At 58.8% G+C, this 16,927-nt stretch carries 17 protein-coding genes; 11 read left to right on the top strand and 6 right to left on the bottom strand.

Annotation, left to right across the window (positions count from 1 at the left end; genetic code table 11):
* Positions 1 to 152: 152 nt before the first annotated feature.
* From ACP15L_RS04665 to ACP15L_RS04655, 3 genes are read left to right on the top strand one after another with little or no spacing between them, the layout of a single operon-like run.
* On the top strand, positions 153 to 1,127 hold the full coding sequence (locus ACP15L_RS04665; RefSeq protein WP_425083315.1) for a Gfo/Idh/MocA family protein: 975 nt from the start codon (positions 153 to 155) through the stop codon (positions 1,125 to 1,127).
* Between the two features lie 59 nt (positions 1,128 to 1,186).
* Complete coding sequence (locus ACP15L_RS04660) at positions 1,187 to 1,456, top strand: DksA/TraR family C4-type zinc finger protein (RefSeq protein ID WP_170469981.1); 270 nt, start codon at positions 1,187 to 1,189, stop codon at positions 1,454 to 1,456.
* A 12-nt stretch (positions 1,457 to 1,468) separates the two neighbouring features.
* Complete coding sequence (locus ACP15L_RS04655; protein ID WP_425083314.1) at positions 1,469 to 2,356, top strand: DMT family transporter; 888 nt, start codon at positions 1,469 to 1,471, stop codon at positions 2,354 to 2,356.
* Here the strand turns inward: ACP15L_RS04655 and ACP15L_RS04650 are convergent, their stop codons facing one another.
* The 3 genes from ACP15L_RS04650 to ACP15L_RS04640 all read right to left on the bottom strand — a co-directional run bounded on the left by ACP15L_RS04650 (position 2,357) and on the right by ACP15L_RS04640 (position 5,507).
* On the bottom strand, positions 2,357 to 4,177 hold the full coding sequence (locus tag ACP15L_RS04650; protein ID WP_425083313.1) for a M3 family oligoendopeptidase: 1,821 nt from the start codon (positions 4,175 to 4,177) through the stop codon (positions 2,357 to 2,359).
* A gap of 92 nt (positions 4,178 to 4,269) precedes the next feature.
* Complete coding sequence (locus ACP15L_RS04645; RefSeq protein WP_425083312.1) at positions 4,270 to 5,217, bottom strand: alpha/beta fold hydrolase; 948 nt, start codon at positions 5,215 to 5,217, stop codon at positions 4,270 to 4,272.
* Complete coding sequence (locus tag ACP15L_RS04640; protein ID WP_425083311.1) at positions 5,217 to 5,507, bottom strand: SCP2 sterol-binding domain-containing protein; 291 nt, start codon at positions 5,505 to 5,507, stop codon at positions 5,217 to 5,219. Before ACP15L_RS04640 ends, ACP15L_RS04645 begins: the two co-directional genes overlap by 1 nt.
* Positions 5,508 to 5,537: 30 nt before the next feature.
* Between ACP15L_RS04640 and ACP15L_RS04635 the strand changes: the two genes are divergently transcribed.
* The 6 genes from ACP15L_RS04635 (at position 5,538) to ACP15L_RS04610 (ending at position 11,436) form a co-directional block, all read left to right on the top strand.
* Positions 5,538 to 6,146, top strand: coding sequence for a tetratricopeptide repeat protein (locus ACP15L_RS04635; protein ID WP_170376486.1), 609 nt, complete (start codon positions 5,538 to 5,540; stop codon positions 6,144 to 6,146).
* Positions 6,147 to 6,169: 23 nt separating this feature from the next.
* Positions 6,170 to 8,980, top strand: a complete 2,811-nt coding sequence (locus ACP15L_RS04630) for a helicase-related protein (RefSeq protein WP_425083310.1) — start codon at positions 6,170 to 6,172, stop codon at positions 8,978 to 8,980.
* Between the two features lie 6 nt (positions 8,981 to 8,986).
* Entirely contained in the window at positions 8,987 to 9,361 is a 375-nt protein-coding gene (locus ACP15L_RS04625; RefSeq protein ID WP_425083309.1) for an RNA-binding S4 domain-containing protein, read from the top strand.
* Positions 9,362 to 9,414: 53 nt separating this feature from the next.
* Complete coding sequence (fdxA, locus tag ACP15L_RS04620; RefSeq protein ID WP_170469959.1) at positions 9,415 to 9,753, top strand: ferredoxin FdxA; 339 nt, start codon at positions 9,415 to 9,417, stop codon at positions 9,751 to 9,753.
* 286 nt (positions 9,754 to 10,039) lie between these two features.
* A complete protein-coding gene (locus ACP15L_RS04615; RefSeq protein ID WP_170376497.1) occupies positions 10,040 to 10,555 on the top strand; it encodes a CarD family transcriptional regulator in 516 nt (171 codons plus the stop codon).
* 119 nt (positions 10,556 to 10,674) lie between these two features.
* The gene (locus tag ACP15L_RS04610) at positions 10,675 to 11,436 is read left to right on the top strand and encodes a potassium channel family protein (protein ID WP_170469956.1); all 762 of its coding nucleotides are present in this window, start codon (positions 10,675 to 10,677) and stop codon (positions 11,434 to 11,436) included.
* On the opposite strand, the gene cobS is transcribed toward ACP15L_RS04610, so the two are convergent.
* Positions 11,433 to 12,197, bottom strand: coding sequence for an adenosylcobinamide-GDP ribazoletransferase (gene cobS / locus ACP15L_RS04605; protein ID WP_425083308.1), 765 nt, complete (start codon positions 12,195 to 12,197; stop codon positions 11,433 to 11,435). The two genes, ACP15L_RS04610 and cobS, sit on opposite strands and share 4 nt — an antisense overlap.
* 78 nt (positions 12,198 to 12,275) lie before the next feature.
* Here cobS and cobT point away from each other — a divergent pair, with 78 nt between their 5' ends.
* Positions 12,276 to 13,286 (top strand): nicotinate-nucleotide--dimethylbenzimidazole phosphoribosyltransferase, encoded by a 1,011-nt coding sequence (gene cobT, locus ACP15L_RS04600; RefSeq protein WP_425083307.1) that lies wholly within the window; start codon positions 12,276 to 12,278, stop codon positions 13,284 to 13,286.
* Between the two features lie 30 nt (positions 13,287 to 13,316).
* Here the strand turns inward: cobT and ACP15L_RS04595 are convergent, their stop codons facing one another.
* Positions 13,317 to 15,197 carry a monovalent cation:proton antiporter-2 (CPA2) family protein gene (locus ACP15L_RS04595; protein WP_425083306.1) on the bottom strand — a complete coding sequence of 627 codons (1,881 nt, stop codon included), beginning with the start codon at positions 15,195 to 15,197 and terminating at the stop codon, positions 13,317 to 13,319.
* A 19-nt stretch (positions 15,198 to 15,216) separates the two neighbouring features.
* Positions 15,217 to 15,672, bottom strand: a complete 456-nt coding sequence (locus ACP15L_RS04590) for an Lrp/AsnC family transcriptional regulator (protein ID WP_170376867.1) — start codon at positions 15,670 to 15,672, stop codon at positions 15,217 to 15,219.
* Positions 15,673 to 15,819: 147 nt separating this feature from the next.
* Here ACP15L_RS04590 and hppD point away from each other — a divergent pair, with 147 nt between their 5' ends.
* Positions 15,820 to 16,917 carry a 4-hydroxyphenylpyruvate dioxygenase gene (hppD, locus tag ACP15L_RS04585; protein WP_425083305.1) on the top strand — a complete coding sequence of 366 codons (1,098 nt, stop codon included), beginning with the start codon at positions 15,820 to 15,822 and terminating at the stop codon, positions 16,915 to 16,917.
* Positions 16,918 to 16,927: the final 10 nt, after the last annotated feature.

Genomic DNA, 16,927 nt, shown 5'->3' with positions numbered 1-16,927 from the left:
CGCACAGCCCGCAGATATCTGCGGGCTTTTTTTCGATGATAATCAGCGCACTGCGCCGGATACCTCATCCTCTTTTCATCGTGTGTTGACACTTGCCTCGCCTGCGTCTTGAGTCTGCGTCACATCTAAATGGCCTGATCAGGGAGAGAGCGATGCAGAAACCGGTTCAATTTGGTGTTCTGGGGGCTGCCAAATTTGCGCGGCAATATATGGCGCCTGCAATTCACGCCGCAGACGGGGCGCGGTTGGCCGGGCTTGCGACCTCAAACGCGGCCAAGGCCGAGCCTTTTCAGGCTTTTTGCACCGATCTGACCGTCTATGACAGCTACGACGCGCTTCTGGATGATCCCGAGATCGAGGCCGTCTATATCCCTCTGCCAAATCACATGCACGTCGAATGGAGCCTGAGGGCGCTTGACGCGGGCAAACACGTGCTGTGCGAAAAACCGATGACGATGCAGGCGGCAGAGTTCGATGCGTTGATCGAAAAGCGCGATCAGACAGGTTTGCTGGCGGCTGAGGCCTATATGATCGTGCATCACCCTCAATGGCAGTTCGTGCAGAAACTCATCGCGGATGGCGCAATTGGCAAGCTGGTCCATGTGACAGGCGCGTTCAGTTTCGACAATCGTGAGGAAGTGACGAACATTCGCAATCGTGCAGAGACCGGCGGGGGCGGGCTGCGAGATATCGGGGTGTATGTCATCGGTGGCGCGCGGTTCGCCACAGGGCAGGAGCCCTCTGCGGTTCAGTCCGCGATCCGCTGGCAGGACGGCATCGACACGTTCACCGAAATTCGCGCGCAATTCCCGGGCTTTACCTATTCGGCCTATGTCTCGATCCGGATGCACCCGCAACAAGAGATGGTGTTTCATGGCGAAGGCGGTGTCATCCGCTTGACCGCTCCGTTCAACGCGCGGGTGTTCGGCGAGGCGCGGGTTGAGCTGCACCGACCGGGGCTTGAGGTTCAGGTGACCCGGTTCCCAGGCGACGATCACTACAAACTGCAGGTTGAGGCCTTCTGTCGCTCGGTCCGCGGCGGGGCGGCCTATCCGTGCCCGCTGGAGTTTTCGCGTGGGACGCAAGAGATGATTGATCGCGTGTTCGCGGATGCCGTTCCCCTCTGACTTGTCAGCAGTCGCCCGGCGAGCGTATTCTGTGCTGCATCCATAAAAGGAGAGGTGTCATGGCCGGAGGTTGGGCTCGCGATGGTGCGGTCAGCGAACAGATCGAGGCGTCAATTTCCGACGAACTGGCCCGCATGCAGGCGCAAAAGCGGCCGGTCGGTGAAAGCCTGACCCACTGCGCCGAATGCGAGGAACCCATTCCCGAAAAACGCCGCCAAGCGCTGCCCGGCGTCAAGCTGTGTCTGGACTGTCAGCAGGATCGAGACGGGACGTATCAACAGCGGTCAGGCATCAACCGGCGCGGATCAAAAGACAGCCAGTTGAAATAGGCTAGGCGCAAGATGCCTTACTCTACTGCGAAACAACCAATGATGCAGAACGGGTTGCTACTTGGGTTTCTAGCCGCGTTTCTCTGGGGCACGCATAGTGTAATCGTACGCTATCTAACGAGCGATCTGGGTGGACTGCAGATCGCAGTGACCCGCTTGTTCATCGCGGCACTGGCGATTTATTGCATATTACGGGTCATGCGTGTGCCCGTTTCGATTGAGCACAAAAACTGGAACTTTCGGCTAGCCGTACTGTCGACAGTCGTGAACTATGTCCTGTTTCACATAGGGCTGGAACATACAGGCGCCGCCAATGCAATGGTCTTGGAAAACACCGCCCCGTTTTTCGTGCTGCTTTTCCTTTATTTCTTTGCAGATACACCAGTTGCGCGCGTGGATGTACTCGCCACGATACTGGCGATCTTTGGGGTGTTCCTGACCGTGTTCCGTGATTTTCAGGGCGGTGGAGAGCCTTTGTTCGGTGATCTTTTGGAAATTGGCGCAGGGCTTAGTTGGGCCGTGTTTCTGGTTTCAAGTAGCCAGGCCATGCGCAATTCGACCTCAACGGCCGAGCGATTGAACTTTCTTTTCGGAATTTTTGTCTGCGCGGGCGTACTGTTGTTGCCATTGGCTGCGTTTTCCCTGCAAACCCCGACGGCAAAAGATGTGATTTTTCTGATCCTACTGGGCGTCCTTCCGACGGCGATGGCCTACTACCTCTGGTACGAGGCCGCCGCGCGCGTATCGACTTTGACGGCAACGTTGATGTTTGCCGCTTCTGTTGTTTTCACGTTTATCAATTCGGCGCTGTTCCTGGGGGCCGCGATCACACCGATTGCGGCCCTCGGAGCTATTTTGATTGTGGCTGCAGTCTTTCTGACGACAATGAAACAGGAGTGATCAGCCCTCCATCGCTTCCAACTCGTCAATGAAGCCCGAGATCATCGACAGGCCCTTGTCCCAGAATTTGGGGTCGCTGGCGTCCAGGCCAAACGGGGCGAGCAGGTCTTTGTGGTGTTTCGATCCACCGGCGCGCAGCATCTCGAAATACTTGTCCTCGAACCCCTCAGCACCGCTTTCGTAGACCGAATAAAGCGCGTTCACGAGGCCGTCTCCGAACGCATAGGCGTAGACGTAGAAGGGGGAATGCACGAAATGCGGGATATAGGCCCAGAACGTTTCATACCCTTCCATGAATTCGAAAGACGGCCCAAGGCTTTCCGCCTGAACGCTCATCCACAAAGCGTTGATGTCGTCCGGGGTCAGCTCGCCCTCGCGGCGGGCGGCGTGCAGCTTGCATTCGAAATCGTAGAAGGCGATCTGGCGAACGACCGTGTTGATCATGTCTTCGACTTTGCCGGCCAGGAGCACTTTGCGCTGTTCCTTGGTTTCGGCCTTGTCCAGCATTTTGCGGAAGGTCAGCATTTCACCAAAAACGCTGGCGGTTTCGGCCAGTGTCAGCGGGGTCGAGGACAGCATCTCGCCCTGGTCTGCCGCCAGTACCTGATGGACACCGTGGCCAAGCTCATGCGCCAGGGTCATCACGTCGCGCGGTTTGCCCAGGTAGTTGAGCATCACGTACGGGTGGACATCTGTTACGGTTGGATGCGCAAAAGCACCGGGAGCCTTGCCCGGCTTTACCGCCGCGTCGATCCAGCCTTTCGAGAAGAAGGGCGAGGCGATCTCACCCATGCGCGGATCAAACGCATTATAGGCATCCATAACCGTCTCTTCAGCCTCGTCCCAGCCGACGATGCGGGTGTCTTCCATCGGCAAGGGCGCGTTGCGGTCCCAGACTTGCATCACGTCCAGACCCAGCCATTTACGTTTGAGCTCGTAGTAACGGTGGCTCAGCTTGGGGTAGGCGGCGACCACTGCTTCGCGCAGGGCTTCGACCACTTCGGGCTCTACGTCGTTCGACAGATGGCGACCGGTCTGAGCGGTTGGCATGTTGCGCCAGCGGTCGACGATTTCCTTTTCCTTGGCCTGCGTGTTGTGAACGCGGGCGAAGGTTTTGATGTTCTCCTGAAACACCGAGGCCAACTCGCGTGAGGCCGCCTCACGTTTGCTACGGTCCTGTTCGGTAAGCAGGTTCAGGGTGCCTTCGATGTTCAGCTCTTCGCCGTCGACGGTGAAGGTCAGGCCCGCGATGGTCTCGTCGAACAAACGCTCCCAAGCGTCGCCGACAACGCCGAGGTCGTGGAGGAATTTCTCCAATTCGTCAGACAGTTGATAGGGTTTCATCGCGCGAATGCGACGGAAGACAGGCTCATAGCGCGCAAGATCAGCACTGGCCGCGAAATGGGCCTGCAGAACGTCGTCTTCGATGCGGTTGATCTCGAGCGTGAAGAACACCAGAGGGGTCGTGAAGACGGTGATCTTTTCCTGCATGTCCGACAGGAACTTGGCGCGGTCGGCATCGGTGGTCAGTTGGTAGTAGCGCAGACCGGCGAAGGACATGATCCGCCCGGCGATGGCGTTGATCTTTTCGTTGCGATGCACACAGGTCAGCAGGCCTGCGGCGTCCAAATCTGCCAGTTTGCCTTCGTAGTCCGAAGCGAAGGATGCGCATTCGCCCTCGAGCCAGTCCAGATCCCGCGTCAGCTCGGCCGCCTCTTCCGAGGCATAAAGGTCGGTCAGGTCCCATTCGGGCAGGTTGCCAAGGTTATCGGCACCGCCGACTGCATTTGCATCACGGACGGGAAAGGGCAGGTCGCGCATGGAACACCTCTGAATAGCATTGTTGCCAAACATCTAGGGCTGGCGCGCCCGGATCACAAGCCGCCAGTCTGAATCAGTGCCGTGCGGACGCCTTAGGGGCGATTTGCCAGGAAATGCGCTGTCAGCTCGTCCAGAACCGGGTTGCGAACCTCGGGGGCCTCCATCAGCACTTCATGCTCACCATCGGGGATCTCAATCAGGCGACCGTTGGGCCAGTTCGCCATCCGAGCCCGGATCGCCTTGCGGTCAACGATCTGCTCGTGGCTGCCCAGATAGGTCAGACAGGCGGTGTCCGGCGCCGGTTGCTCCATCAGCCATTCGCATTCGCTGAGCGCCTCACGTAACCACTGGTTGGACGGGGCACCAAGCGCCAGTTCGGGGTGCGCCTTCAGTTGATCTTGCATCATCTTGAACATGTCCGGGTCGCGCGTCAGCGAGTTGCCCTCGAACGGCTCCGCCAGGACATAGCTGGTCAAAGAAGTGGTCGGCGGAGTGCGTTCCCCCAATCCCAGCGCCGTGCCCCAATAGGCGGTCAGACGGCTGAGGGGTTTCATGAGCGGGACAAAGAAAATGCCCCACATCGGCCCGGTAAACGCACAGGCTGCAAAGCAATCGTTCTGGATGACCGCGCGCAAGCCGATGGCGCCCCCCATCGAATGCCCGATCACGTACCACGGGCGCGGCAGGTCCAGTGTCTCAGCCAGTTCCAGCACCACGGCGACGTCATGTTGATAATCGGTGAATTTATCGACATGCCCGATGCGGGGTTCGTCCAGCATGCGGTCGGCCAAACCCTGTCCGCGCCAGTCGACGGCGAGGGCGGCAAATCCGCGATTCAGGAATTCCCCTGCGGTGCTCGCGTATTTCTCGATATACTCGGTGCGGCCCGGAAACAGGAAGACCGTGCCGTTCTTTGCATCCTCGGGCAGCCAATGCCCGACACGGATGCGTTTGCCGTCGGCGGTGTGGAGCCAATGGGCCGTACCACCGGCAGGGTCGCCGGCCACGTCATCATAAAAGGGGGCCGGCGAGTACTCCATCAGGCCAGAACCGATGCAAGCTGCATGGCGATTCCCATGTCACCGTCGACGCTGAGCTTGCCGGACATGAACGCGCCGGTCGGGTTCAGATCGCCGCTGAGGATCTGTTCGAACGTGTCCGCATCCGCGCTGAGTGTCACATCTGCTTCGTCATCACTGACGCGGGCACCGTCTCCGTCCAGAACAATTGCGCCCAGATCGGCGATTGAAAACTTGGCGGATGCATCAAAGCCACCACCGGCCAGCTTTTCGTTCAGCGCGGCCGCAGCCTTTTCAAGAATCTCGCTCATGCTTTTCCTCATATTGTTTATGCGCCGTGAATGGACATCCTCGGTCGCAACGCTACACTGACCATTGTTATGGGTATTGCAATCACCAATCTCAAAGGTACCGTTGCGGCACTTGCCGTTCTAGTCATGTTTTCCACCAGTGGTGGAGCGCAACAAGCGGATTCCCGCGACGAAGAAGCGCTGTTGAGGCAACTGGCGCAGGCAACGCCAGAGCAAGCCATCGGTTTGGATCGTCAGTTGCAGGCGCTCTGGTCGCAATCGGGTTCAGCCTCGGCTGATCTGTTGCTTGAGCGGGGGCGCGAAGCGCTGGATGACGGCGATATCGAGGCCGCGATCGAACATCTCACCGCGTTGACCGACCACGCGCCCGAATTTGCCGAAGGCTGGCACGCGCGGGCCTCGGCTTTTTTCGGCATCGACCGGTTTGGAATGGCAGCCGCCGATCTGGAACACGCGCTGACCCTCAACCCGAACAACTATCAGGCTATTTACGGTCTGGGCCTGATCTTCGAGGTCGTCGGCAAACCCGATCAGGCGCTTGAGGCTTATTCCCGCGCGTTGGCTATACATCCCCATCATGAAGAAGTAACCAATGCCGTGAATCGGCTGAAGCCTCAGGTTGAAGGCAAGGCGCTGTAAGTCGGAAGGCGCAGGGGGCAAAGGTGAGCGGGTCATCCCGAGTAGTGGCCGTACTTGGCCCAACGAACACAGGTAAAACTCACTACGCGATTGAACGCATGCTGGGGTACCGGACCGGTGTCATCGGCCTGCCTCTGCGTCTGCTCGCGCGTGAGGTCTATGACAAGATCGTCGCCATTCGCGGCCCCTCGGTCGTGGCGCTGGTGACGGGCGAGGAACGGATCGTACCGCCGCGCACGCAGTACTGGGTCTGCACGGTCGAGGCGATGCCCGAAGGCATTGGTGCCGATTTCGTCGCGATTGATGAAATTCAGCTCTGCGTGGACCCTGAGCGCGGACACGTTTTTACCGACCGTTTGCTGCGGTCGCGGGGAACGAATGAGACGCTGTTCATGGGGTCCGACACGATGCGCGGCCCGATTGCGGCACTTGTGCCCGAGGCGCAGTTTGTTCGGCGCGAGAGGATGTCTCAGCTGGTGTATTCGGGGTCGAAAAAGATAAGCCGAATGCCCCCGCGCAGCGCTATCGTCGGGTTCTCGGTCGAAAACGTCTATGCCATCGCGGAACTGCTGCGCCGCCAAAAGGGTGGGGCGGCTGTGGTGATGGGCGCTCTCAGCCCGCGCACACGGAACGCGCAGGTCGACCTCTATCAGAATGGTGAGGTCGACTATCTGGTGGCTACCGATGCCATCGGGATGGGCCTGAACCTGGATGTGAACCATGTGGCGTTTTCGTCCCTGACCAAATTCGACGGTCGCCGGATGCGCCCCTTGGCCCCGAATGAGTTGGCCCAGATCGCGGGTCGGGCAGGACGGGGCATGTCGGATGGCACCTTCGGCGTGACCGGCGAGGCCCCGCCATTGGACGAAGGCGTTGCGCAGGCGATCATGGACAGCCGCTTTACGCCGATGAAAAAGCTGAACTGGCGGAATGCCGCCCTTCGCTTCGGCTCGGTGGATGCGCTGATCGACTCGCTAGAGGTCAGCCCGAATGATGAACATCTGACCAAGGCCCGCCCTGCAGACGATCTGAACGTGCTGAAATCGCTGTCGCAAGTGCCCGAGGTCGCAGCCCGCGCCAGCGATGGCCCGTCGATCCGTTTGCTATGGGATGTGTGCCGAATTCCCGATTTTAGGGGCATCAGCCATTCGGAACATGCCAATCTGCTCGAAGTGATCTACGGCCACCTGCACGAACGCGGCGCGATCCCGGACGACTTCATGGCGCGGCAAATCCGCCGGATTGACCGCACGGACGGAGATATTGATGCGCTGTCCAAAAGGTTGGCTTATATTCGCACTTGGACATATGTTGCGCAACGAAACGGCTGGGTCCGTGACGAATCGCATTGGCGTGAGGAAACGCGCACTGTAGAAGACAGGTTGTCGGACGCTCTGCATGATCGTCTGACGCAAAGATTTGTGGACCGGCGCACCTCGGTGTTGTTGCGCCGGCTCAAACAGAAGGAGGCCCTTTTGGCCGAAGTAAATGACAAGGGTGAAGTGACCGTCGAAGGCGAATTCGTCGGTCGTCTGGAAGGGTTCCGGTTTACACCGGACAAAAGCGCGCAAGGGGCTGAGGCGAAAGCACTCAAGTCGGCCTCGCTGCAAGCTCTCGCGCCGCAATTCCATCTGCGTGCCGATCGTTTCTACAATGCACCCGATACCGAAATTGATTTCACTGATCAGGGCGGCCTGATGTGGGGCGAATACGCTGTCGGCAAACTGGTTGCCGGGGCCGAGCCTCTCAAGCCGATGGTTGAGGTTTTTGTGGATGAGGCCGCGGGGCCGGACGTCGAACAGAAGGTGCAGCGCCGTCTGCAGCACTTCATCGACCGCAAAGTGGCCGCACTGTTCGAGCCGCTGCTCAACCTGTCGCGGGACGAGGAACTGTCCGGCCTGGCGAAAGGCTTTGCCTTCCGTATGGTCGAGGCGCTGGGTGTGCTGCCTCGCGCGCAGGTCGCGCAAGAGGTCAAGGATCTGGATCAGGACGCTCGTGGCGCGCTGCGCAAGCACGGCATCCGTTTTGGTCAGTTCACCATCTTCATGCCTCTGCTGCTGAAACCTGCGCCCACGCGCCTCCGCCTGGTTCTTTGGGCACTGTCCAGTGGTCTGCAGGAATTCCCCGAGGCACCGCCTCCGGGTCTGGTCACCGTACCCGTCGCCAAGGATGCGCCGCAGGGCTACGACACCATGTGTGGTTACCGCGATGCGGGCGAACGCTCGATCCGGATCGACATGCTGGAGCGTCTGGCTGATATGCTGCGCTCTGAGGACAGCCGGGGCGGCTTTGAAGCCAAGCCTGACATGCTCTCGATCACAGGCATGACGCTGGAGCAATTCGCGGACCTGATGCAGGGTCTGGGCTACAAGGCCGAACGTGGCGAGCGCGAAAAAGTCAAAGCTGCACCAGCGGAGGCACCTGCGACTGACGCGGCAGAAAAACCCGCAGCCGAAGAAACCCCGGCCGTAGAGGTTTCGCCCGAAGAGGTCGCCGCACCCACCGAGGCGCCAGCCGAGGCCACCGAAAGCACCGAGGCAGCAGCTGAGACTCCGGCCGCTGACGCCGCAAGTGACGAACCCGAGGTCGAGGTGTTCTACACCTTCACATGGGGCCGGCAGCGCCAGCAAAATCGCGCCCCGCGCCGCGAACAGGGGCAGGGCAAGGGCAAGCCGCGTGGGAAACCTCAGGACGGTCGCAAGCCGCAAGGCAAGAAGGGCGGCAAGCCGCAGGGCGCAAAATCCTTCTCGTCCCGGCCTCCGAAGAAGGAAAAGGCGATTGATCCCGACAACCCGTTTGCAGCAGCGCTGATGGGTTTGAAGGGCGGCAACTGATCCGCCATGGATCAGGCCAAGCTGCGGATCGACAAATGGCTCTGGCAGGCGCGGTTCTTCAAGACACGTAGCCTGTCGGCCAAACAGGTCAGCGGCGGCCATGTCAGGCTGAACGGCAACCGCGTTCTGAAACCCGCCCAAGCGGTGGTTCCCGGCGACGTTCTGACCTTTCCACAGGGCAAAATCATCCGGGTCGTTCGCGTCGAAAAACTCGGCGACCGCCGCGGTCCGGCCCCCGAAGCGCAAACATTGTACTTCGATATGACGGAAAAGAAGGACATACCGCCCAAAAACCCGTCATATGAGGGAAAAGGTCGTCCAACCAAGAAAGAACGGCGCGCGCTTGATCTTTCTCGCACGTCAAACGGCCCCACATCTTGAAGCCAAACCCGGACTGAACTAGCTAGACGCCAAACCTGAATGGGATTCTGAACATGACCTACGTCGTTACCGAAAACTGCATCGGCTGCAAATACACCGACTGTGTGGAAGTGTGCCCTGTGGACTGTTTCTACGAAGGCGAAAACACACTGGTTATCCACCCAGACGAATGCATCGACTGCGGCGTGTGTGAACCAGAATGCCCGGCTGATGCAATCCGTCCCGACACCGAACCAGGCATGGAAACTTGGGTCGAGTTCAACCGCAAATACTCGGAAATGTGGCCGGTCATTGTCACCAAAAAAGACCCGTTGCCAGAGGCGGAAGAGCGTGATGGCGAGGAAGGCAAAATGGAGAAGTATTTCTCCGAAGCTCCGGGTGAAGGCGGGTAAGTGATTCGCACCCCAATTGGATGGCAAAGAAAAGCGGTCTTCAAAGACTAATCCCTTGATTGCAGGCCGTTTATAAAAAAATTCCCCTAGGGAAACTTTTGAGTGTCTCATTTTTGTGATATACTCTCTCCTTACATGATGACTGAGATTGGGATGTACTCCGTAAGTATGCTCGCTTTGGAGTTCTGAATTTGCGACAAACAGACCGCCTGCCGGGGCCACAATAGGCACCGAGCGTGGGTTTTTTGTTGTTCGCATCCCGGTCCAAAACCAAGGAATGAATTGAATGTCGAAGTCGAAAAAGCTTGAGTTCCGCCCGAACGACTATGTTGTCTACCCCGCCCATGGTGTGGGTCAGATCATTTCGATCGAAGAGCAGGACGTCGCTGGATTTTCGCTCGAATTGTTCGTCATCTCTTTTGAGAAAGACAAGATGACCCTTCGCGTGCCGACAAACAAAGTGACCGAATCCGGTCTGCGTTCGCTCAGCTCGCCGGATGTGATCAGCCAGGCGATGAAGACGCTGAAGGGCAAGGCCAAGGTCAAACGGGCCATGTGGTCGCGCCGGGCACAGGAATACGAACAGAAGATCAACTCGGGCGATCTGATCTCGATCGCCGAAGTGGTCCGCGACCTGCACCGCACCGATGACCAGCGCGAACAAAGCTATTCTGAGCGTCAGCTCTATGAAGCCGCGCTAGAGCGTCTGACCCGTGAGGTTGCCGCCGTGTCCGGAGACGGAGAGATTTCTGCCGCCAAGCAGGTGGATGATGTTCTGACCTCGCGTGCGGCTGCTGCCTAAAGGTTGCGCCGATAGAAAAAGCAAGGCCGCTCCGTCATCGGGGCGGCCTTTTTCGTTGCTTGGTTGATTGGCGAAAACCGGTTAGTTTTTCTGTAGATGCAAGCAGATACCGGGTCGGCATGAAGAAGACGGTCAAGTTCCTATATATCGGCAAGGCCCCGATTTCGGTCTGGTTCCGCTATGGGTTGATCCTGTTCGATGTGGTCACGATCATCTTCTTTGTCGCCACCGCGCATTTTCCGCATGGCCCATGGGTAACAGGGATCAGCTGGGTGGTTGGCTTTATTATCCTGCTGGATTTTTCGGCCAGAATGTGGATCGCCAAAGACCGCTGGAAGCTTTTGCGCAAGATTTACACTCTGGCAGATATCGTGGTGATCGTGTCGCTGATCCTCGATCCGTTTCTGACCGGCAATCTCGCGTTCCTGCGTATCCTACGCGCTCTTCGGCTGATCCATTCGTACCATCTGCTCTGGGACTTGCGGCGCGACAGTACCTTTTTCCGCACGCATGAAGATGCGGTCATCGCGGCCATCAATCTGCTGGTTTTTGTGTTTGCAACTTCGACAGCCGTTCTTGTCTTTTTCATCCCCGAAGATGCTAAGAACCCCTATATAGACGCGCTGTATTTCACCATGGCGACCCTGACGACGACAGGATTTGGTGACATCACCCTGTCGACGCCTTGGGGCAAGCTGTTCTCGGTGTTTATCATGGTGGTGGGCGTTGCTCTGTTCGTGCGCCTCGCTCAGGCGATTTTCATGCCGCAGAAAGTGCGCCACAAATGCCCCAGCTGCGGGCTGTTCCGGCATGATCCCGACGCGGTGCATTGCAAGCATTGCGGCTGCACTCTGCGGATTGAGACGGGCGGAGTATCCTAAAGCTGCGCTGCTATTGCTACCAGGAAAGTGATTTCGGCCAATTGCTGAGAAGCGCCGAGGATATCTCCGGTCTGGCCGCCTATCTTGGCCTTCGCCACGAGGGCCAGAGCACCCACAACGAGCGCGGCGCATAGGGCGGGCAAAATGACCTGCGCACCGATCAGCAACAGTCCCGTCAAACCCGCCAGAGCAATCGAAACCGCGACAGGACCCACGGACGGGGCACCGACAGAATGGCTGAGACCGGATTTACGCGCATTGGGCAATGCAGCCATCAGCAAGGGCATGAACGCGCGTGACACCACACAAGCGGCAATGATCGCTAGAAACGCACCGGCAGACAAAAGGGCCGCGACTGCTGCAACTCGCATCAGCTGCGAACCAATCAGGGACAGCACGCCATATGTGCCGATGTGGCTGTCCTTCATGATCTCCAACCGGCGTTCTGGCGTGAACCCGCCCCATAGGCCATCAAACGTATCGGCCAACCCGTCCTCATGCATTGCGCCGGTTGTCATGGTCAGGGTCGCCACGAGCAAAACGGCGCACACGAAAGGCGGAACCGACAACGTCAGCGCCAGCCACCCAATGACGCAGGCCAATGTACCAATCACCAGGCCGACCACCGGAAAGGCCCAAACCGCCTGCGCTTGCCGGGCAAAGACCCTCTCGGGCAAACGGGGCAGGGGCAGGCGCGTCAACAGGACCAGCGCCAGCGGGATATCCCATGCGGAAACCGGATTGGTGTCGTTTTTTTGCACTTCTGCGCCTTTCGAGGCCTTGTTGGATTCAGTGCTTCGGTTAAACACACAGGACCACTCTGATGCAATGAGGCTTTGATGCTGCCTGAACTGAATGATTTGAACACGTTCCGCGACGCGTTGACCAGCGCTCCGGGGCCGGACATAGCGGCGGCCGATGGCGCGGCTGAACGCAATGGTCAGTTGACCAAACCGCCGGGTGCGCTGGGGCGGCTTGAGGATCTGGCGATCTGGTATGCGGCGTGGCGTGGGGATGCGCGACCGCAGGTTGCGGGCCCTCAGGTCATCGTCTTTGCGGGCAACCATGGAGTCACGGCGCAGGGCGTTTCGGCCTTTCCGCCCGAAGTGACCGTGCAGATGGTTATGAATTTTGAACATGGCGGCGCGGCGATCAACCAGTTGGCCAAGGCGGCGGGCGCAAAGATGGACGTCCACGCGCTGGATCTGGATCATCCAACGGCAGATTTCACCCAAGGCCCCGCTATGAGTGAGGCCGAGTTGCTGAGCGCACTGCAAACCGGCTGGCAGGCGGTGGACCCGAAGTCCGACCTGCTGGTGGTCGGCGAGATGGGGATCGGCAACACCACCCCCGCCGCTGCGATTGCCTGCGCCCTGTTCGGAGGCGAGGCCGCCGATTGGACCGGTCGCGGTACAGGGGTCGACGATGCGGGCCTTGCAAACAAGACCCGCGTAGTGGCTGAAGGCGTGGCGCTGCATGGCAGTGAAGACGGGTTGGAGGTTCTGCGCTGCCTCGGCGGGCGCGAGATCGCGGCCATGGCCGGAGCGATGGCGGCGGCCCGCATGTTGCGCATTCCCGTCATTCTGGATGGCTTCATCTGTACCTCTGCCGCAGCCTGTCTGGCGCGCATCTCGCCCTCGGCCCTGGATCATACCATCGCGGGGCACCAAAGCGCAGAAGGCGCTCATGCAGCGATGCTGTCAAAACTGGGCAAGGAACCGCTGCTGAGCCTCGGCCTGCGTCTGGGTGAGGGATCCGGCGGTGCGCTTGCGATCAACATTCTCAAGAGCGCGGTTGCCTGCCACTCGGGCATGGCAACCTTTGCTGAGGCGGGCGTCGCGGACGGGTAACCCAAGCGCTTGACCGGGCAATTGCTTCGGTCAGGCAGAATCCTTTGCGTGCTGTTCCGCCAATTCCAGCAACGCGGTTTCCAGATCCTTCTCTAGCTTTTGCGCGCGTTCGATGTATTTCGTATTCTCGGACGTGGGCATACCGGGAATCCAAAGCTCGGCCAAATCGCGTACGGACGTCCGGTCATGGTGATAGAAGGTCTGTTCGGCCTGTGCGGCCTCGTACTCGCTCAGCCCGATATTTTCGAGCACATAGCGGCCCGCGCGCAGAGAGCTGTCGAACATTTCGCGCACGATGTCATTGGCCCCGGCCTGATACAGTTCATACACATGTGTCCGATCATGCGCCCGTGCGATGATATGCAGATCGGGGCGCTGGCGGCGGGCGTAGCCAACCAAACGCGTCACCGTCTTTCGATCATCCATCGCAGCGACAAGCACCGAGGCTTTCTCAAGCCCCGCAGCGCGCAGCAGTTCCGGCCGGGTCGGATCGCCTAGGAAGCCTTTGACGCCAAACCGGCGCATCAGCTGGATCGTCTCGATATCGTGGTCCAGAACAACGGTTTTGAAGCCGCTGGCCCGGACCAACCGATTGACGATCTGACCAAACCGACCGATCCCGGCTATGATCACGGGGCCTTTCTCGTCGATCTCATCGGGTTCTGGCGCAGCGCTGGTGTCGGCCATCTTGCGGGACAGAAGGTCGTAGATGATGAACAGAAGCGGAGTGATCAGCATCGTCAGCGCAATGATCATCAGCATCTTTTGCGACAGGTCCGGCGGGATGACATTCTGCTGCGTCGAAAACGCCAAAAGGACAAAGCCGAACTCACCTGCCTGGGCCAGTCCTAGGGTGAACAGCCAGTGGTCCCGGCCCTTCAGCTTGAAGGCTTTGCCCACGAGATAGAGGATGACGCCTTTGACGAGGATGACCAGCAGGGCCAAGCCGATCAGGTCAAACGGGTCGTTGAAGAAATAGCCAACGTTGATCCCGGCTCCGACCGTAATGAAGAACAGCCCCAGAAACAGGCCCTTGAAGGGCTCAAGGTCGCTTTCCATTTCATGGCGGAATTCCGAGCTGGCCAAAACCACACCCGCCAGAAACGCGCCCAGAGCGGGGGATAGGCCCACCAATGTCATCAGGAACGAAATCCCGACCACGATCATCAGCGCCAGCGCGGTATACATCTCGCGCAGGCGGGTTGCGTGAATGAACCGGAACAGTGGGCGGGTCAGGTAGACGCCCGCCAGAATGACAAAGGCAATAGCGCCGATGGTGACCAGAGTGACAGCCCAGCCCGGCAGCCCTTCGACCAAAGACAGGCTGTGATGCCCGGCTTCATGCAGATGCTCCGCGCCGCGGTCGATGGAGCCGTCCGCCTCAATATGCGGCATGGCAGGCAGCGCGAGCAGCGGCAGTAGGGCCAGAATCGGGATGACGGCAATGTCCTGCGTCAGCAGAACTGAGAACGTCGCGCGGCCTCCGTTCGTTTGCATCAAGCCCTTTTCAGACAGGGTTTGCAGCACGATCGCGGTCGAGGACAAACACAGAGTTAACCCGACCGCCAGAGCGACGGACCACGGGTGGTTTGCGTACATCGCGACACCGGCAATAACGGCGGTGGACAACAGAACCTGAAGCCCGCCAAGACCCAACAGCTTGTCGCGCATATCCCACAGGGCGCGCGGCTCCAACTCGAGCCCAATGAGGAACAGCATCATGACCACGCCGAACTCGGCGACATGTTGCAGCTCTTCGGTCTCGGCGCCAACAAGGCCGAGGACGGGGCCGATGATCAGGCCAGCCGCCAGGTATCCGAGAACCGACCCAAGGCCCAACCGCGCCGACAGGGGCACAGCAATCACGGCCGCAGCCAGATAAATAGAAGCCTGATATAGGAAATCGTCCATCTATGTCCTCATTGCCCGCTCAGGTTGGCAGGGGTGCGTCGCGTTTGAGTTGGTCCATCACGATCTGGCTTTGTACCCGTGCCACTGCAGGATGCGGCAGGATCACCTCGTGAAGCAAGCTGTTGAGTGCAGAAAGATCGTCACAATAGACGTGAAGCAGGTAGTCTGCCTCGCCCGTCATCGTCCAGGCGCTTGTGATCTCGGGCTGGGTGTTGACCATCCGGGCAAAGCTGGCGGATTGATCGGGGCCGTGAGTGCCCAGATGAACCTGAACGAAGCCCTGAACCTGCAAGCCGAGTTTCAGCGGATCCAGCCGAGCCGCGTAGCCGGTGATATAGCCCTCAGCCTCAAGGCGCTGACGGCGGCGGCCTGCCTGGCTGGGGGAGAGGTTCAGCAGCTCACCCAATTGATGCGCAGTCAGATGCGCGTCCTTTTGAAGCGCTGAGAGCAGGCGTGTATCGGTTGCATCAAGCATATGCGGCAAGATCTCAAATTTTAGGTCATTCATGCGCAGTTTGCGCACACTTGGATAATTTACATGAAAACAATGCGCGGAAACAGCACTGCTTAAGGCGTATTTTGGAATCAGCAAAGAAATTCCTGTTTTCGAAGGAGACGCGCCATGGGTCCTTTCCCGCATAACGCCCCGAAATCTGTCATCAGTCCCGAAAACCCCGCAGGTACCGACGGGTTTGAGTTTGTCGAGTTCGCTCATCCCAAACCGCAGGAGCTGCGTGATCTGTTCACCAAAATGGGCTTTGACCTGGTAGCGCGCCACAAAACCAAACCTCTGGTCGAGCTGTGGCAGCAGGGCGATGTCACCTACATCCTGAACGCTGATCCCGAAAGCTATGCCGACAAGTTCGTCGCAGAACACGGCCCCTGTGCGCCGTCGATGGGCTGGCGCGTCGTGGATGCGCAGAAAGCCTACGAGCATGCGGTCGCAAAAGGGGCGGAGCCGTATGACAGCGCGGACAAGACGATGCATGTCCCGGCCATCAAGGGGATCGGCGGATCGCTGATCTACTTCATCGACCAGTATTACGATACCTCGCCCTACAATGAGGAATTCGCGTGGATCAAAGAATCCAAACCGCGCGGCGAGGGGTTCTATTATCTCGATCACCTCACCCACAATGTCTACCGGGGCAATATGGACAAGTGGTTCAAGTTTTATGGCGACCTGTTCAACTTCCGTGAAATCCGGTTCTTTGACATCCAGGGCAAGTTTACCGGCCTTTATAGCCGTGCGCTGACATCGCCCTGCGGCCGCATCCGTATCCCGATCAATGAGGACCGGGGTGAGACGGGTCAGATCGTCTCTTACCTGAAAAAGTACAAGGGCGAGGGCATTCAGCATATCGCGGTGGGCAGCGAGGACATCTATGCCTCAACCGATGCCATTGCCGAGAACGGGTTGAAGTTCATGCCGGGTCCGAACCAATCCTATTATGACATGTCCAAAGACCGGGTGACGGACCATGATGAGCCGCTGGATCGGATGATGAAGCATGGCATTCTGATCGACGGTGAAGGCGTTGTGGATGGGGGAGAGACGCGGATTCTGCTGCAGATCTTCTCAAAAACCGTGATCGGCCCGATCTTTTTCGAATTCATCCAGCGCAAGGGGGATGACGGGTTCGGTGAGGGTAACTTCCAGGCCCTGTTCGAATCCATCGAACGCGAACAGATCGAAAGCGGTGAGATTTCGGCGGCCTAAAGCGTTTTGA

This window comes from Ruegeria profundi (assembly GCF_049800715.1).
GTDB lineage: Bacteria > Pseudomonadota > Alphaproteobacteria > Rhodobacterales > Rhodobacteraceae > Ruegeria > Ruegeria profundi_A.
The sequence above is the reverse complement of the archived record's forward strand: the minus strand, read 5'-3'. Positions and strand labels throughout refer to the sequence as shown.